Genomic DNA, 17293 nt, shown 5'->3' with positions numbered 1-17293 from the left:
GTGAATTCATCCTCCGGGCAATGGGCTCGGTGGCAGACCTGATCCTGCTCGACAACCGCGAGCTGACCTGGCAGAAACCCCACATCCACCGGTACCGGGACGTCGATCCGCACAATCGGGAAGCGGTGGCGGGCATCATCGCCGAGGAACGCCCCGACGGGATCGTCACCTATGACGATGCCCTGGTGCCCCTGGTGGCCGAGCTGGCCCGGGACCATGGCCTGCCGCACACCGATCCCGGTGCGGTCCGGCTGTGCAAGGACAAGGCCGCACTGCGTGCTCTGCTCACCGACAAGGGACTCGGAGCCGTCGGGTACGCGGTCGTCGAGAACCTGCGCGAGGCTCTGTCCGCCGCGGACACCATCGGTTATCCCGTCGTGCTCAAGCCTCGCGACCTCGGCGGTAGCGTCGGCGTGATCCGCATCGAGAACGCGGCACAGATGCGCGAGCACTACCCCATCGCAGCGGCTATCCGCGCGCAGTACGACGATCCCGACCTCGGCGGCCTTCTGGTGGAGGAATACCTCGACGGACCCGAGTTCAGCGTCGACAGCCTGACCTGGCAGGGGCGCAGCAGGCCGTTGTTCGTAGCCGGGAAACAGCTGGGACCCGCGCCGTACTTCGAAGAGGTCGGCCATGTCGTGCCACCGCCGCCGAGCCCGGAACTGGACGAGGCGCTGGAGCTGGTCACCGCGGCACACGCAGCCGCCGGGCTGGACAACCTCGCGACCCACACCGAGTTCCGCCTGACCGGTAAGGGCCCCCGGATCATCGAGATCAACGTCCGGCTCGGCGGGGACCTGATTCCCTATCTCGGGCTGCTGGCCACCGGGGTCGACCTGGCCGCCGGGACGGCGCGGGTGGCGCTCGGGGAATCCCCGGACCTTACGACGACATCCGCACGTACGGCCGCCATCAGCATGATCTATCCCCCGTACGACATGACGTTCGAGACGCTGAGCCTGAAGGTCGACCGGGCAGAGCTGACCGGGCTGCACATGTTCGAGACAGCGATCCCCGCCGGGTGGGAATTGCGGCTGCCACCGGCCGGATTCCGGGCCAGGGCCGGGTTCGCGGTGGTGACCGGCGCCACCTACGCCGAGTGTGTCGCCCGGCGTGACGCCGTCGGCGCCGCGGTGGCGGTCACGGGGACGGCGCTGTGATTCACGAGGTCCGGACCCGATGGCGGCTCCTCGGTGCCCTCCGGTACGCGGGCCCGCGCCTGGCCATCGCGTTGTGGATCGCCGCCCTGGGTCTCGCCCTGCTGCCGACGGCAACCGGCCTCGCCACCGGGGCGCTGATCTCCCGGCTGATGGGCGACCCGCACGACACGTACGGCCTGACGACGCTGACCCTCGCCGTCGGGGCGCTGGCCCTGGCCTCGCAGGCGCTGGAGTTCGGCCATTCGGCGCTGCGCGTGGTCGTGTCCCAGCGGATCAACGCCCGGCACCGCATGGAGATCGCCGGCCTGGCCGCCGGGCCCCGGGGGATCCGGCAGCTCGAGGATCCGGCCGTGCAGGACGACCTGTCCGCGGCGGTGCTCAAGGGAATGCCGCACTGGATCCACTACTCGTTCGGCACCGGCGCGGTCGGGCAGCTGTCCATCACGACCCGGACGATCGGTGCGTGCGTGGCCGCCGCCGTGCTCGCCACGTTCTCCTGGCCCGCTGCGATCTGCCTGCTCGCCACGGCGTTGCTGGTGCGCGCCGGCACCCGCCGCGAGTGGCTCCGCCAGCACGGCGTGGTGCGCCGGCTGACACCGGGCATCCGCGAGGAGGAGTACCTGGCCGAGATCGTCTCGGCGCCGTGGGCGGCGAAGGAGACCCGGATCTTCGGTCTCGGCGACTGGGTCACCAGCCGCTATCGGGAGCTCGTGACCGGGCGGGTGTCCGCGGTGGCCGGAGTCCGGCGGCAGCTGCTGAGACGATCACGCCCGCATTTCCTCCTGCTGGCCGTCGTCACGGCCGCCGGGCTCGTCCAGCTGGTGGTGGCGGCGGTGCACGGCTCGATCTCGCCCGGCGAGCTGGCCCTCTACCTGGGGGTGTTCTGGGCGCTGATGGCGGTGAGCAAATGGGACACCGAGGCCTACGATGTGGAGTTCGCCGGGGTGCCGGCACTGCTGGCCGCGGACCGGCTGCGCGCGAAGCTGTCGCCGTCGCCGGCCCCGTCGCCACACAGGGATCCCGTCGCACCCGGGACGACGCCGCGGATCCAGCTCGCCGGCGTCGGTTTCCGCTACGAGGGGGGCGAGCGGCCGGTCCTGCACGGCCTCGACCTGACCATCGAACCCGGTGAGCTGGTAGCCCTGGTCGGCACGAACGGCGCCGGCAAGACCACCCTCACCAAACTCCTGACCGGTCTCTACCAACCGGCCGAGGGGGTGATCAGCGTCGGCGGCACCGCCCTCGCCGATCTCGACCCGGCGGTGTGGCAGGGCCGCGTCGCCGTGGTCTTCCAGGAGTCCACCCGCTACGAGCTGACCTTCCGCGACAACGTCACCCTGGGTGCTCCCGGTGAACCGGACCCCGTCCTGCTCGAGGACGTCGCCCGCCGAGCCGGCATCACCGGCCTGGTCGATGACGCACCACTGGGGTGGGACACCCCGCTGGCCAGTGCGTACAGCGGGGGCATCGACCTGTCCGGCGGCCAGTGGCAGCGGGTGGCACTGGCCCGTGCCCTGTACGCCGTGGCCCGCGGCGCCCGCCTGCTCGTGCTCGACGAGCCGACCGCACACCTGGACGTGCGCGCCGAGGCGGACCTGCTGGCGCGGGTGACGGCGGCGGCCCGGGGCGCGAGTGTCCTCCTGGTCTCCCACCGCCTCGCCACCGTCCGTCAGGCCGACCGGATCGCGGTGCTGACCGGCGGGCGCATCACCGAGTCCGGCACGCACGACCAGCTCATGGCGCTCAACGGCACCTATGCCGAGATGTTCCACCTGCAGGCCGACCGCTTCACCGGCACCGACCTGCCCTCCCCCGGGAAACACGACGAGGTGATCGCCCGATGAGCCGGACCGAGGCATTGCGACGGCTCTACCTGCTGTCCTGGCGGCTGCATCGCGGGCCCGTGGCCGCGTATCTGGCCCTGACGGTGTGCGACATCCTGGCGACCGGTGCGTTCGCTCTGAGCCTGCGCGAGCTGATCCAGGCGGCCCTCGGCAAGCATCTGGCCCCGGCGCTCTACGCGGCCGGTGGTGCCGCCCTGAGCTGGACCGTCACGATCATCGGCGGGGCGGCCCGGGGCAACGTGGGCAACCTGCTGACCGAGGCCCTCTCGCGGGAACTCGACGTGGAGATCCTCCAGCTGATCGGCCGGTTCGGGGAACTCGCCCGCACCGAGCGCCCGGAGCACGCCGATCGGACCGCGATGGTCCGCGGCAGCGGGGAGGTCATCGCGCACGGGATCTGGACGCTGGTCGACGGCGCGGCCACGATCGTGCGGCTGGTCGTCGTCGTCGGCATCCTCATCCTGGTCGCTCCGGTGCTGCTGGTGCTCGTCGTGCTGCTGGTGCCCGCGCTGTTGCTGCCCCGCCGTGGTCAGCGACGCATCCGGGCGGCGGCCGTCGCCGGCGCCCAGGACGTCCGGCTGGCCGGTCATCTGCACACCCTGTTGACGGATCCGGCCCCGAACACCGAGGTGCGCATCGCCGGGGCCGGCCCTGCCCTGCACGCCCGCGCCGAGCAGGCCTGGGAGCGGGTGGCCCGGCGGCAGGCGAGCGCGCAGTGGGCGGCCGCGGGTATCGGCGCGTCGGGCTGGGCGCTGTTCATCCTCGGCTACACCGCCGCCATGCTCCTGATCGTGCACCAGGTGACGACCGGCCGGGCGCAGCCGGGGGACGTCCTGCTGATCGCGACGCTGGCCGGCACGCTGCGTACGCAGGCCGAGGGCGCGGTACGGGCCCTGCACCGCACCGCCGACGGCATGAGCGCCCTCGACGCGTACACCTGGCTGCACCGGGAAGCGGGCGCGACGGTCACCGCGGTGTCGCCGGGCCGGATCCCGGAGCGGTTGCACCGGGGAATCCGGCTGCACCGGGTGTCCTTCGACTACGGGCCGGGACGCGAGGTGCTGCGTGAGGTGGATCTGACCCTGCCCGCCGGTAGCACCGTCGCGGTGGTGGGCGAGCACGGCGCGGGCAAGACCACCCTCGTCAAGCTGCTGTGCAAGCTCTACGAGCCCACCGGCGGCACCATCACCGTCGACGAGGTGCCGCTCGCGGAGCTGAGCACGGGTGCGTGGTGGCAGCGGACGACCGCGAGCTTCCAGGATTTCGCCCGCTTCTTCTTCGTGGCACGCGAATCGGTCGGCGTCGGTGACCTCGCGGCGCTCGATGACGACCAGCGGATCACCCGGGCGGTGCGCGACGGTGACGCCGAGCAGGTGATCGCCGGGTTGCCGGACGGGCTCGGCACCCGCCTCGGCCGGTCGTTCGGCGGTGCCGAGCTGTCCCGGGGGCAGTGGCAGCGGATCGCCCTGAGCCGCGCGGCGATGCGCGTCGCGCCGCTGCTCTGCGTCATCGACGAGCCCACCGCGTCGCTCGACGCCCGTAGCGAGTACGCGGTCTACCAGCGGCAGCTGACAATGGCGAAGTCGCTGGCGGGGACGGCCGGGACGGTGACGGTGGTCGTCTCCCACCGCTTCTCCACGGTACGCACAGCCGACCTGATCGTCGTGCTGGGCAACGGCCGCATCGTCGAGCAGGGCGACCACGAGCAGCTCATGGCTCTCGGCGGCACGTACGCGGAGCTGTACCGGCTGCAGGCCGCGGCGTACCTGGACGACCGGTCAGCGGTGCAGTGACCACGGTGGGCATCGGCCACGCGGTCGATGCCCACTGTGGTCTCACGACGATGCGGTCCGCCCCAGCTCCTGCCAGTACGAGCTCTGCAGCGGACCGAAGGCGATGTCCTCGCAGATCGACTGGGCGGCGTTCTGGCCACTGCTCGCGGCCCCCGTCCACAGGAAGAACGACGGCGCGTTGGCGCTGCCGGCGCTCCACACGCGGGGGTGAGATGTCCGCCCGCTCACCAGGGTGCGGGCGCCGCCCCGCTCGTTGAGCTCCAGGCCGAGCGTCTCAGCGAACCGTACGGCCGGCTGTTTCACCCCGGTCAGCAGGATCGCCCCGGCGGTGAGCGTGACGCCGCCCTTGGTCACCATCTCGATCTCGCCGCCGGCCAGCGTCGACGCGGTGGCCACCTCGTCCACCAGGACGGTGCCGCCGCGAGCCCGGAGCCGGTCGGCGAGCGGGCCGGCGGCGGCCTCCTCGTCGCGGATCACCGCGGTCATCGTGGCCGCGTACTGCACGCTCATCAGTGCCATGCCCAGGGTCTCGCGACCCGCGCCGACACACGCGAAGTGGTCGCCGTCGTTCTCGTAGGTGTGGCAGAACGGGCACTCGAAGACGCGCTTTCCCCACGTTCCCTCGGGGAGCCACGCCGGCAGATCGGTCACCGGACCGGTCGCGAGCAGCAACCGGTCGGCGGTGAACTCGCCGTTCTCCCGGGTCGCCACGGTGACCAGGTCGTCGGTTGCCGAGGCCGTCCGGGCCTCGTCCCAGACGAACCGGACACCATATCCGATGGCGGTCCGTTCCATCGTCCCGTACAAATCCGAGGGGGCGATTCCCTCGGCATACGGAAGATTGCGCACGCCTTCGGCCGCGGAGTTGAATCGGTCCCGCAGGGCGACGACCAGAACCTGCAACTTGGTCCGTGCGAGCATCACCGCGGCGGTGAGCCCGGCGGCGCCGGCACCGATGACGACTACGTCGTAATGCCGCTGGTGTGATGTCATGGTTCTCCTTGAATGGCTCGTGGGGTCCGGTCCGTTTTACCGGCCGGTCGTTCGAATGCGGAAGGGCATCGCTTGAACGGCGCCGCCCGCATTTCCCACCACCGGGCGAACTCGTGCAACGAGGTGAGAACCAGGTCCGCCGCGGCGAGTTCACCGGCGCCGTGCCGGCCCGTGGTGACCGCGACCGCGTAGGCTCCCGCGGCTCGTGCGGCGGCGATGTCGGCGGGGTGATCACCGATGTAGACCGTCGCGTTCAGGCTGACCAGCACTTCCGTCTTGCCGGGGCCCCACACCGAACCGGTCACGGTGTCGGCCTCCAGCCGCTCGTGCGTCAGGTGGGCCCGGGCGGTCCGCTCGCTCTGGCCGGTCACGACGATCACGCGCTCACCACCGCCACGGACTGCGGCGATGGCTTCGCGCACGCCCGGCAGCAGCAGGGCGTACCGGTGGCCGTGCGCGGCGTAATCCGCCCGGTAAAGAGCGGCGAAGGTGCGCGCGTCCGCGACCGGTAACTGCTCCGCCAGCAAATCCTCCAATGGCGGCCCGAGCGTCCGCATGACCCGGTCCACATCGACCTCGAAGCGCAGGGCGGCCGAGGTGGATCGCAGTACCGCGCGGATCGCGGGCCGGGTGTCGAACAGCGTCAGATCGAGATCGAATCCGACGGCCGCAGCGGTCTTGCCACAATCGGTGTTCAACTTTCCCGCCTTCTATCAAAATGCCTTGCGCCCTACCATGCTCGGGGAGCGCAGAATAACCAATTCCGACAGGATCACGCATTGTCTTACATCATTGCTGTTTATCGAATAAGTGTGGTGGAACACCTTGAGGAAAGGGTGACGGCGTGATCGGGACTTTCCTGCAGCAACCCACCGACGGGTACGAGCACCTGCGTACGGCGCTGCTGCGATCCGGTGGGCGACTACCCGCTGTCGACGTGCCGGGACCCGACCCGGCCGAACCCGGCGACCTGGCGGACCGGCTCGCCCGGCAGCTGAAGCACGACGGTGTGGGCCGGGTCCGGCTGACCCGGCCGCTGGACGACGACACCTTCCGCGCCCTCGGCACCACGCTCGGCGCGTTGATCCCCGAGACGGACCCGGCCGTCCGCGACTTCGTGACCGGCGACGTGATCCTGAACCTGATCAGTGCGCAGGCGGAGACGCACGACCCCGCGCTCCAGCCGTTCGCCGCCGGCGCGCTCACGATGCACAGCGAGGGCAGCGGGCGGCCCGCCGCCGAGCAGCCCCGGTACATCGTGCTGATGTGCTGCGAGCCGGGCAGCGACGAGGGGGCCCAGACCGTGCTCACCCCGATGGCCGCCGTGGCCGCGGCGCTCACCCCCGATGCCCGGCGGATCCTGGCTGCGACGCGATATCGGGACGCACCGGGCGTACCCTTCATCCTGCGTGAGATCGACGACCGGCCGGTGTTCTCGTTCCGGGATTTCGGGTCCGCGGCTCTGCACTGGGAGTGCCTGGACAGTTCCGTGACCGCCGCGGAGGTCCACGACGCGCTGCGATCCCTGCTCGACGCCCTGTACGCCGCAGACCTGGCGGCGGGCGTGAAGTGGGAGACCGGAACGCTGGTCGTCATCGACAACACCTACTTCTTCCACGGCCGCACCGCGGGCGCGAGCTCCCGGCCCGGCAGCCGCCGGCACCTGAAGCGACTGCGGGTGCGGACGCGATGAGAGACCTGGTCAACGAGCCCGCCCACCGCACCTCGGGGCTGTTCACGACGGCCAGAAGGGCCGCCACGGGTCTCGACGCGGTGCCACCGCTCGCGCTGCTGCCCGCTCCCGCCGGAGCACCGCCGGTGTCACCGCCGCTCGACCCTGCGCCGGACGAGCGGCTGATGGACATCTACCGCAGGGTGCGGAACCCCGACAATCCCCAGGAACTGCTCGAGCTGTATCTCGGCAGGGTGGAGGCCGAACTGGGCCCGCTCGGGCACCGGCAGGCCGGCGCCGAGCGGTGGCGCTCGTCCACTGTCCGCCGGGAGGTCTCGCCGCACGACGTCCTCAATTCCCGTGCCACGGTCCGGTTCGTCAAGGAACTGTTCAACTCCTACTTCCGCGACGACCTCTACGGCGACCTGCGCGACAGCGCCGAGGTGATCCTCTCCGGGGGCGCGGTGGACGAGGAGTCCTGGGGCCTGCCGGCCGTCCTGAAGGAATCCATCTCGTACGCGCTCTACCGCGACTGGTATGGCTACTCGGACTCCCGCGGCCGCGACGCCGCACGCCAGGCCGTGGCCGACTACGAATCGGCGCGGCTGGGGCGGGCCGTCTACGGACGGCAGAACGTCGCGATCACCATGGGCGCCACGTTCGCCATCAGCTCGGTCATCGACATGATCAGACTCACCGGCACCAGCACCGGCGGGCCCGCGTTGTGTGCCATCCCCAACTACCCACCGCTGGTGGAGTCCGCCGCCCGGCGAGGCTCGGTGCAGCTCGTGCCGCTGACCTCTCACGACGGCGTCTCGAGCCTGCGCCCCCTGATCGAGGCGCTGCGCCCGGACACCCCGTTCGTCCTGCTGCAGACCGCGGCGAACCCCACCGGCGCGATCGTGCCCGAGGCCGAGCTGGTCGAGCTCATCCGCGCGGCGTCCCCGGCCACGATGATCCTGCTCGACGAGTGCCATGAATGGCTGGGCGTACGGGAACCGCTGTCACCGGAGCGGGCCCGCGCGAACGTCATCCGCTTCAGCAGCCTCTCCAAGAACTGGTCGGCGCCCGGCCTGAAGGTCGGCTGGTTCGTCGCCGACCAGAGCTTCATCGACGAGTACTACGAGTACGCCTCCACCACCTTCGGCGGCCCGCCGTCGTTCTTCTACACGCTGATCGAGGTGCTGGCCCGGATGGAGGCCTGGCTGATCAGCGGGGTGGACCGGATCGGTCCCGGGCATCAGGCGGAATTCGAGGCGGCGTACGGCTTCCAGCTCGCCCCGCTGCAGCAGGCGTACGACAACTACCGCGCCGACCGCCTCGACCGCGAGGCCACTCTCACCACGCTGCGGGACGCGGTCACCGCCCGGCTCCGGGTGCCCGCCTTCACGGTGACCCCGGCTGCGTCCTCCATCAACCTGTCGCTCGCGGTCCAGGGCCACGACGACTCCTACGTGGCGTTCCGGGATCTGCTGCGCCGGACGGGGGTGTCGGTCTTCCCCGGCATCCTGACGTTCTGCCTGTCGGGCGGCAACGTCCGGGTGACCACCTCCCGCCGGTGGTCGGAGCTGGAACCCGCCCTGCGGCGCCTCGCCGGGTACAGCAGGACGGCCCCGTGACCCGCCTGCACCGATCGGTCAGCCACGGCACCGCGTTGCTGAGCTCGGCGGACCTCAGCGACGGGCCGGCCGTACGGGAGCTGCTCGACCTGACGACCACGCGCCGCCGGCTGGATCTGTCGGACCTGTCCCCCGCCGACCAGGCCGCGCTGGCCACAAGCCGAGCGACCGAGGTCCTGCCGTCGGCGGCAGCGCTGGCCGCACGCCTCGCCCTGGGACGGCCGCTGCGGGTGAAGTTCACCATCGAGCCGCAGGGCACCGAGTTCCACCTGGGCAACGTCGTGCCACTCCTGGTCGTGGAACGGCTGCGGCGCATGGGTCATCACGTCGACTTCGTCGCCGGTGACGTCACGGTCCGCATCACCGACGCGTCGCAGGCCGGCGGCGAGCGGCCGCGCATCAGCGACGCGGACGTCGGCGAGAGCCTCGCCGCTCACCGCCGACAGGTCGCACCTTTCCTCGACATCTCCGCCGTCACGTTGCGGCGCAACAGCGCATGGCTGGAGAAGACCGGCGTACCACGGCTGATCGAGCTCGCCGCAAGCGTGCCGCTCGCCCGCACCCTGGACCGGGCGGGCCTGCGCGAGCGGCTCGCGGGCGATCGTGAGGTACGGCTGGACGAGACGCTCTACCCCCTGGTGAAAGCGCTCGACTCGGTGGAGCTCGACACCGACGTGGAGGTGGGCGGCGTCTACCAGCGGGCCACCATGGCGGTCACCCACGAGGTGACCGCCCGGCATGCCGCACTCCCCCAGCTCGGCATCGCCACGCCGCTGATCGAGGGGATCGACGGCACCGGCGCCCTCATGAGCGCCCGCACGGGTAACCATGTCGCGCTGACCGCGTCCGCCGGCGAGGTCTACGCGGCGCTGGTCGCTGTCCCGGACCACCTCGTCGCCCCGTATCTGCGTGCACTGACCGAATGGGACGACGCCGAGCTCGACGCGACCCGGACCCGGGTCGCCGCGGGCACGGCCACCCGCGACGCCGTTCGCCACCTGCTCGCCGGGGAGCTGACCGCGGCCATCCACGGCGTCGACGCCGCGATGGCGGCACGTGCGGCGTACCGATCCCTTGACATTCACCCTGTCCGATAGCGAGGAATGATCACCGATGAACGTGTTGATGCTGCGTCACAACCTGCACCAGATGATTCTGGAGCTGGCCGACGAGGTCTACGCCGTGCTGGACGACTCGGCCGGGTGCCGGGCGTTGAGCCAGGAGACACTCGACCGCTTCGCCGGGGTGTACCGGGTCTCCTCCTATGACTCGCTGGAGGATCTCAGCGCCGTGGTGGCCGATCTGACCGCCCGGGGCGTACGGATCGACAAGGTCGTCAGCCTCGCCGAGTTCACCCAGTACGCGGCCGGGTACACCGCCCACCTGCTCGGCCTGGACCACTATTCACCGGAGATCGCGCTCGCCACCCGGGACAAGCGGATGACCAAGACCCGCGCGGTGGAGGCCGGGCTGGACGTCGCCCGATGGATCTCCGTCCCGCTGGACCCCCGGGACCGCGACGCGGCGGTCATCGAGCGGGCGGTCGGTTTCCCCCTCGTCCTCAAACCCGCGAGCGGATGGGGCACGATCTCCACCGTCAAGGTCGACGACCGGGCCGGGCTGGACCGGGTGCTCGCCGATTTCAGCGTGGAGGCGGGCGTGGGCTCGCCGTACCTGATCGCGGAGGAGTTCATCGACGGCGAAGAATTTCACATCGATGCCGTCTGGCGGGCCGGCACCCCGTGGTTCTTCCACGTCAGCCGTTACGTCAAGCCCCGGCTGACGGCGTGGCTGGACAACACCTACGACGGCTCGGTCCTGCTCGAGGAGGAGGACCACGCCGACCTGTACGCCCGCCTGCGCACCCTCAGCACCCAGCTCAACAAGACCATCGGGCTGACCCGCGGCGCCACCCACGTCGAGGTCTTCCGGGAGCGCGGCACGGACCGGCTGGTCGTGTCGGACGTCGCGTCACGGATGGGCGGCGCCCACGTCGGTGATGTGATCGAGGCCAGGTGCGGGGTGCACGAGGGCCGGATCGTCCTGCACGAGCTGCTCGGCGGTGAGCGCGACGACCTGCCCTGGGCCGCGCCCGCGTTCCGTTATCTCGCGGGGATCTCCATCAAGGCGAGCGTGTCCGGGACGATCGCCGGGCTCCCGGAGCGCGACGCGCTGCTGGCCCATCCGCAGGTGGTGTCCGTCGCGATCTACGGCAGCGTCGGTGACACCGTGCGGGTCTCGCACCCGTCGGCCTGGTGCGTGCTGGCGGTCGTCGGCGCGGACACCGAGGAAGAGCTGCTCGCCGTCAACGAGGAACTGACCCGCACCCACCGCGTCGAGGTGGTCTGACACCGATGCCGCGTGTGCCGGTCCCGGGCGCACGCGGCATCGGGTTTCATCGGTGGCCCGCCACGTAGTCCCTGATGGCCGGGGCTACTTCCTTGGCCACGAGGGTCAGGGTCTGCCAGTCGACCGGAGCTTTCACCGCGAGCAGGAAGTCGCGTACGCCCATGTCCGCGTAGACCTTGAGCGCGTCGACACACTGCTGGATGGAACCGGCGCTCAGGTACTGCACGCGGATCACCTCGGGCGTGTCCGCGAGCTCGTTCACCGACCGGCGGGCGGTTTCCGCGCCGGAGTCCCCGACGACCGCGCGGAACGTGATCGACTTGCGGACCTCCCGGGGGTCGCGCCCGACGGCGTCGCAGTGCGCGTGGAACGCGTCCACTTTGGTGCGGTACACCTCGGGGTTCACCGGCAGCGCGTTCCAGATGTCGGCGTGGCGGGCGGCGATGCGCGAGGTGCGGCGTACGCCGTCCCCGCCGACGATGAGCGGAAGCCGATGCTGCAGCGGTTTCGGGGCGAGCCGGGCGTCGTCCAGCTGGTAGTGCGTACCGTGGAACGTGATGCTGTCCTGGTCCCACAGGCCGCGCAGCACGACGCAGGCCTCCTCCAGCATGTCCAGGCGGACCCGGCCCGCGGGGAACGGGATCCCGTACTGCTGGTAGCCCCGGTCGGTGCCACCCGCGCCGATGCCGAACTCCAGGCGGCCGCCGCTGACGTGATCGATCGTCGAGGCGATGTTCGCCATGATCGCCGGATGCCGCCAGGTGATCGGCGACACCAGCATCGCGCAACGGATCCGGGTGGTACGCGCCGCCAGCGCCGCGAGCATCGACGGGCCTTCGAAACAGGGCCAGTCCGGGGCGTACGCGTGGGGGCGCAGGAAGTCGAACAGCGAGATCCAGTCGTAGCCGAGGTCCTCGACGCCCTGCCACAGCTCGAGGGTCGCCTCCCAGGTGCCGTGCAGCTGACCGGAGTGGATACCGAACCGCACGGTGTCCGGGTCGATGAACACGGAGTCTCCTTTCACAGTTTCCCGGCGACGGGAATGATGCGTTCGCCCATGACGTCCAGGGGTGTGCCGGTGTGCGCGCCGGTGACCGGGCCGATGACGGTGTCCAGGCCCGCGTCGGCGATCCGGGCGAGGTCGTCGAGGATCGCCCCGGCGCGTTCGCCGTCCGGGCCCGGGTCGAACTCGTAGTAGACGGTCTTCTCGATCTCCGCGTAGTCGCGTCCCTCGCGCTCGCAGTGCTCCCGGAGCACGGCGAGTTTGCCGGGCAGCCGGTCCGTCCAGAAGAAGTTGCTGGCCTGCGCGTACTTCGCGACCAGGCGCAGTGTCTTCTGTTCGCCCTCACCGCCGATGAGTACCGGCGGGTGGGGACGGGTCAGGGTGCGGGGCCGGCTCAGGGGGCGCTCAGCGCGTACATGGATGCCTTCAAAGGGTGACTCGTCCTCGGCCCACATCCGCGCGCACAGCCGCAGCGCGTCCTCCAGATGTTCGAATCGCGCCGCCACCTCGGGGAAGTGCAGGCCGAGACCGGCTGTCTCCTCCCGGTTCCAGCCCGCCCCGATCCCCAGCATCGCCCGGCCGCCGGACAGCACGTCGAGGGTGCTCACGATCTTCGCCAGCATTCCGGGATCCCGGAACGTCACCGCGGTCACCAGGGTGAGCAGGCGGGCCTTTTCGGTGTGCCCGGCCAGAAAACCCAGCGTGGTGTACGCCTCCAGCATGTCGAGCTCCGCCGGCCCGACGGAACTGACCTGGAACACGTGGTCCGGCACCGCGATGTACGCGAACCCGGCCTGGTCCGCGTGGCGGGCGATCCGGGCCAGCGTCGCCGCGACGGCCGCCGTCCCGCCGGGGAACGAGTAGTCCCGGATGTGCAGTCCGATCTTCACTGGTCACCTTCGTTCGAGACGGCGAAGTGGTGCGTGGTGCGGCTGGTCCAGGTCTGCCCGGGGTCGAGGCGGACCGATGGGAAGTCGGGCCGGTTGGGGGCGTTGGGCAGGGCACTGGCCTGCAGGCAGATGCCGCCGCGGGGCTGGCCGTGCCGGTCCGCGGTGTAGATGCCCAGACCGGGTGCCTCGGTGACGACCCGCATGCGCCGGCCGCTGACCGGATCGCTGAGCTGCGCCGCCCACGTGGGGTCGTCCAGGACGAAGAACCGGTCGACCGGCAGCGGGCCGAGGTGGTGCGAGCGCCGGAAGTCGTACGGTGTCCCCGTCACGTCGCCCGGGGGGCCGGGCACGGGCACCATCCGCTCGCTGTAGTGGATGATCCGCCCGGAGTTCAGCGCGAGGTGGTGCCCGTCGATCCGGTGGCCCGGGTGCAGGTTCCAGTAGGCGTGGTTCGTCAGGTCGACGATCGTGGGCGAGCTACTGGTGGCCCGGTGCTCGAAGCTCAGCGCCCCGTCTGCCGACAGCCGGTAGACGGTCTCAGCCGACAGGTCACCGGGATAGCCCTGGTCGCCGTCGGGGCTGCGCAGCCGCAACCGCACGGCGACCGACCCCGCGTCGTGCGCCGCGTCGCCGTCCCAGACCAGCCGGTCGAAGCCGAACGTGCCGCCGTGCATGTGGTGGCCGCGGTCGTTCGGGTCGAGCTGGTGCTCGGTGCCGTCGAGCGAGAAGCTGCCCCGGTCGACGCTGCGGGAGAAGCGTCCCAGCGTGGAACCGAGGTAGGGGCTGCCCTTGCGGGCTTCGTAGCCGGCGAGCGTGGCGTGGCGCAGGACGATGTTGTCGCGGCGGCCGGTGCGGTCGGGTACCCGTACGGACACCAGGGTGGCGCCGTAGGTCCAGACCTCGACGCTCAGCCCGTGCCCGTTGTCCAGTTCGAAGGCGTCGACCGGCCGGGCGGCCTGGCGCGCGTGGCCCGCGGTCGTGCCGGCGGGCCGCTTGGAGATACGCATACCGCGCGGGGTCTCCTCAGATGTCCAGGATGAACTGGGCCGCGACGCCGAGCCGCTCGCGGGTCTCCGGGCGGGCGAACGCGGCCTGGTCCAGCTGCTGGGGATTCGCGCGGCGGGTGAAGTAGGCGTGCATGGCCCGGCGCCGCTGCGCCGACCGGTTCCTGGTGCCGCCGTGCCACAGGTGCCCGTTGAAGACCAGCACGGATCCGGCCGGTGCGATGACCAGTTGCTCGTCGGGGTGCGGTGCGGCCGGATCCGCCATCACGTCGTCGGGTGCGGAGCCCCAGCGGTGGGATCCGCGGACGAGCCGGGTGGCGCCGTTCTCCTCGGTGAAGTCGTCCAGCAGCCACATCGTGTTGCAGGCCTGGTAGTCGCCGGCCCGCAGGTGCTGACCCGGCCAGTCGGCGTGCAGTGCCTGGTGGGCCTGGCCGGGGAGGGCGGCCCGGCTGCTCAGCGACGACAGCTTGAACTCGTCGATGACGTGCCCGACGGCCGCGAGCAGCAGGGGGTGGGTGAAACAGACGTCGAAGACCGGGCCCTTGTTGACCAGGTCGGACACCCGGTCGGTGCCCGTCTCCCTGCCGACCTCGGTGCCGGCGCGGTCACCCTCGGCGGCCAGCAGGGCGTCCAGCCGGTCGCGTAACGCCTCGACGAGTTCGGGGGTCAGGACGCCGGGCAGGAAGGCGTACCCGTCCTCGTCGAGCTGCCGGGTGGTCGTCTCGTCCAGGGTGACGCCGGTGACGCCGAGTTCCTCGAGTGCTTGGGCCATGTCCATGAGTGCGCTCTTTCCGTGAGCAGGTGCTAAGGGGTGTTCCGCTATGCGTGCGCGGCGGTCGGCACGGGTCGCCGGGACGCGGTGAGCCCTGCCGGGGTCAGCGAGCGCAGCCGCAGGCCGAGCAGGGCGTCGGTGGCGGCGATCAGTACCCGCCGCCCCTCGGAGCTGACCTCGGACGACTGGACGATCTGCTGCAGCACGGCGAGGGCCTGGGGGGAGTTGAGGTCGTTGGACACCGCGTCGTCCAGCCGGTGCAGCAGCTGCGTCGCGGCACTGTCGGTGGCGGGGATCCGGGCCAGGGCCTCCTCGTACGTCTCGATGTCGGACGTGGGCAGGTCTGCGGCCGGTATGCGGGCGACCAGGCGCCGGAGGGTGTTCTGGGCGCCGCGGAACGCCTCGGCGGTGACCGCCTGGGGACGGCGGTAGTGACCGCCGAGCAGGAAGAGCCGGCAGGCCATCGGGTGCACGTCCGGGCCGGTCACGTCGGCGAGCGTCGGCGCGGTGCCCCGGGTCATGGGCAACGCACCGAAGGTGAGCATGTCGTGATGCAGCCAGTAGCTCACCCAGGGCCGGCTGTCCTCGAGGTACGACTCGCTCTGGGCCAGCTCGTTGACGTGGTGGAGCTGACGGTGGTGTTTGCCGCCGGTGTGGATGTCCAGCCGGTCGCCGAGCAGGGTGGCGCTGATCGCCGAGCAGCCCAGGTGTGCCCCGGGCAGCCCCCACCCCCACGGCGAGTCCCAGCCCATCAGTGACCGGGCCGGGTCCGCGGCGCGCCACAACGCGAAGTCGGCCGGGTTGCGCAGCCCGGCCGGGCGTTCGGAGGTCGCACCCTCGCGTTGCGCCGCGACGTTGAGTTGCCCCAGCGAGCCGTAGCCGGCGGCGCGGGCGGTGTCGAAATACAGCCCGGAATCAGCGGTGTACGCGTATCCCTTGTCGACCAGGACCCCCGCGAAGTCGATCATTTCCGGGATGTAGTGCGACGACCGGGCGTAGGTATCCGCGCGCAGGAAGTTCAACGTCGCGAGGTCGTTCTGGAATGCCTGGGTGTAATACGAGGTGATGTCGCCGAGCGAGGGTGGAGCAGGCGTTTCGGCCAGCTCGTCCGGGATGGTGGGCGAAAAGCCCTCCCGCCCCTTGTTCACGTCGGTGACCATGAAGACGTGCTTGCTCTTGAATCCTTTCCACCGCAGGGTCCGGCGCATGACGTCGAATCCGATGGCGCCGCGGATCATGCCGAGATGCGCAGGCGAGAAGACCAGGGGCCCGCAACTGAATATCCGAACCTCTTGCCCGATCGGGGAAAAGTCCTCGAGGTCTCGGCTCATCGAGTTGTAGAGCCGCAGTGGCGAGGCAGCCGGCACGTTTCTCTCCTTGGCTTTTGCGAATTACGGGTCATCGCCGGAAGCGATGCTGACACAGCGCAGGCGAGCTGCCAATGTGTCCGGTGATCGTGTGCGGATCTTCCGCACTCGACCACCCCCCGCGGCCGGCTGCTACCCTGCGCAGAATGCGTCTATATCTCTCCTCCGTCGGCATCGGTACCCGCCCTGAACTGCTGTCCGGCCTGGTGTCGGGCCGGCGCCGGGTCGCGGTCATCCTGAATGCCTACGACTTCCGCGACGAACAGCGGCGGGCCGCTTCGCTGGCATTCGAGATGGACGAGCTACGCAAAATTGACCTCGAGCCCGAAGAGGTCGATCTGCGTTCCTACTTCACCGACGCATCCACCCTGGAGGCGACGCTGCGGGGTTTCGACGCGCTGTACGTGCGCGGCGGGAACACGTTCGTGCTGCGCCGGGCCCTGGCACTCAGCACAGCGGACCAGGTCATCACCAGGCTGCTGGCGGAGGACGCGCTGGTCTACTCCGGGTACAGCGCCGGCATCTGCGTGCTGGGGCCCACCCTGCGCGGCATCGACGGGCACATCGACGACCCGCACTACGTCCCGGCGGGCTACCCGGGCGGGCCGCCGTCGTACGCGGGGCTCGGCGTCCTGCCCTACGCGATCGCGCCGCATTACCGCTCGGATCATCCGGAGTCCGCGGAGATCGAGGACATGGTGCGGTATCTCATCGATCACCACATTCCGTTCATCACCCTGCGCGACGGCGAGGCGATCGTGGTGGACGGGGACACGACCACGGTGATCGCGAACTGATCGATTCGGCGGTGTTCGCCGAATATG

General features: G+C 70.7%; 15 protein-coding genes. 8 read left to right on the top strand and 7 right to left on the bottom strand.

From position 1 onward, the window contains the following. The first annotated feature begins 20 nt into the window (after positions 1-20). The 3 genes from Ahu01nite_RS37910 to Ahu01nite_RS37900 are packed head-to-tail and all read left to right on the top strand — an operon-like array spanning position 21 to position 4800. Positions 21-1163, top strand: coding sequence for an ATP-grasp domain-containing protein (locus tag Ahu01nite_RS37910; protein WP_203841561.1), 1143 nt, complete (start codon positions 21-23; stop codon positions 1161-1163). Further along, on the top strand, positions 1160-3007 hold the full coding sequence (locus Ahu01nite_RS37905; RefSeq protein WP_203841560.1) for an ABC transporter ATP-binding protein: 1848 nt from the start codon (positions 1160-1162) through the stop codon (positions 3005-3007). The genes Ahu01nite_RS37910 and Ahu01nite_RS37905 overlap by 4 nt, the downstream gene beginning before the upstream one ends. Next, positions 3004-4800: an ATP-binding cassette domain-containing protein gene (locus Ahu01nite_RS37900; RefSeq protein WP_203841559.1), complete on the top strand. Its 1797-nt coding sequence runs from the start codon at positions 3004-3006 to the stop codon at positions 4798-4800. Before Ahu01nite_RS37905 ends, Ahu01nite_RS37900 begins: the two co-directional genes overlap by 4 nt. Positions 4801-4842: 42 nt before the next feature. On the opposite strand, the gene Ahu01nite_RS37895 is transcribed toward Ahu01nite_RS37900, so the two are convergent. Continuing rightward, positions 4843-5793, bottom strand: a complete 951-nt coding sequence (locus tag Ahu01nite_RS37895) for an NAD(P)/FAD-dependent oxidoreductase (protein ID WP_203841558.1) — start codon at positions 5791-5793, stop codon at positions 4843-4845. Further along, positions 5790-6491 (bottom strand): HAD family hydrolase, encoded by a 702-nt coding sequence (locus tag Ahu01nite_RS37890; protein WP_203841557.1) that lies wholly within the window; start codon positions 6489-6491, stop codon positions 5790-5792. Before Ahu01nite_RS37890 ends, Ahu01nite_RS37895 begins: the two co-directional genes overlap by 4 nt. A 146-nt stretch (positions 6492-6637) precedes the next feature. Here Ahu01nite_RS37890 and Ahu01nite_RS37885 point away from each other — a divergent pair, with 146 nt between their 5' ends. From Ahu01nite_RS37885 to Ahu01nite_RS37870, 4 genes are read left to right on the top strand one after another with little or no spacing between them, the layout of a single operon-like run. Beyond that, positions 6638-7486 (top strand): TauD/TfdA family dioxygenase, encoded by an 849-nt coding sequence (locus tag Ahu01nite_RS37885; protein ID WP_203841556.1) that lies wholly within the window; start codon positions 6638-6640, stop codon positions 7484-7486. After that, a complete protein-coding gene (locus Ahu01nite_RS37880) occupies positions 7483-9084 on the top strand; it encodes a pyridoxal phosphate-dependent aminotransferase (protein ID WP_203841555.1) in 1602 nt (533 codons plus the stop codon). Before Ahu01nite_RS37885 ends, Ahu01nite_RS37880 begins: the two co-directional genes overlap by 4 nt. Further along, positions 9081-10181 carry a tyrosine--tRNA ligase gene (tyrS, locus tag Ahu01nite_RS37875; protein WP_203841554.1) on the top strand — a complete coding sequence of 367 codons (1101 nt, stop codon included), beginning with the start codon at positions 9081-9083 and terminating at the stop codon, positions 10179-10181. Before Ahu01nite_RS37880 ends, tyrS begins: the two co-directional genes overlap by 4 nt. Positions 10182-10197: 16 nt before the next feature. After that, positions 10198-11433 (top strand): ATP-grasp domain-containing protein, encoded by a 1236-nt coding sequence (locus Ahu01nite_RS37870; protein ID WP_203841553.1) that lies wholly within the window; start codon positions 10198-10200, stop codon positions 11431-11433. 46 nt (positions 11434-11479) lie between these two features. Here the strand turns inward: Ahu01nite_RS37870 and Ahu01nite_RS37865 are convergent, their stop codons facing one another. The 5 genes from Ahu01nite_RS37865 to Ahu01nite_RS37845 are packed head-to-tail and all read right to left on the bottom strand — an operon-like array spanning position 11480 to position 16469. Then, a complete protein-coding gene (locus tag Ahu01nite_RS37865) occupies positions 11480-12442 on the bottom strand; it encodes an LLM class flavin-dependent oxidoreductase (protein ID WP_203841552.1) in 963 nt (320 codons plus the stop codon). 11 nt (positions 12443-12453) lie between these two features. Then, positions 12454-13326 (bottom strand): LLM class F420-dependent oxidoreductase, encoded by an 873-nt coding sequence (locus Ahu01nite_RS37860; RefSeq protein ID WP_203841551.1) that lies wholly within the window; start codon positions 13324-13326, stop codon positions 12454-12456. After that, positions 13323-14333 carry an aldose epimerase family protein gene (locus Ahu01nite_RS37855; protein ID WP_203841550.1) on the bottom strand — a complete coding sequence of 337 codons (1011 nt, stop codon included), beginning with the start codon at positions 14331-14333 and terminating at the stop codon, positions 13323-13325. Before Ahu01nite_RS37855 ends, Ahu01nite_RS37860 begins: the two co-directional genes overlap by 4 nt. A 16-nt stretch (positions 14334-14349) precedes the next feature. After that, positions 14350-15108 (bottom strand): phytanoyl-CoA dioxygenase family protein, encoded by a 759-nt coding sequence (locus tag Ahu01nite_RS37850; protein ID WP_203841549.1) that lies wholly within the window; start codon positions 15106-15108, stop codon positions 14350-14352. A gap of 41 nt (positions 15109-15149) precedes the next feature. Next, on the bottom strand, positions 15150-16469 hold the full coding sequence (locus tag Ahu01nite_RS37845; protein WP_203841548.1) for a cysteine--tRNA ligase: 1320 nt from the start codon (positions 16467-16469) through the stop codon (positions 15150-15152). Between the two features lie 146 nt (positions 16470-16615). On the opposite strand from Ahu01nite_RS37845, the gene Ahu01nite_RS37840 reads away from it, so the two are divergent. After that, entirely contained in the window at positions 16616-17266 is a 651-nt protein-coding gene (locus tag Ahu01nite_RS37840) for a Type 1 glutamine amidotransferase-like domain-containing protein (protein ID WP_203841547.1), read from the top strand. Positions 17267-17293 lie beyond the last annotated feature (27 nt).

Source organism: Winogradskya humida, from assembly GCF_016862215.1.
Taxonomy (GTDB): domain Bacteria; phylum Actinomycetota; class Actinomycetes; order Mycobacteriales; family Micromonosporaceae; genus Actinoplanes; species Actinoplanes humidus.
The sequence above is the reverse complement of the archived record's forward strand: the minus strand, read 5'-3'. Positions and strand labels throughout refer to the sequence as shown.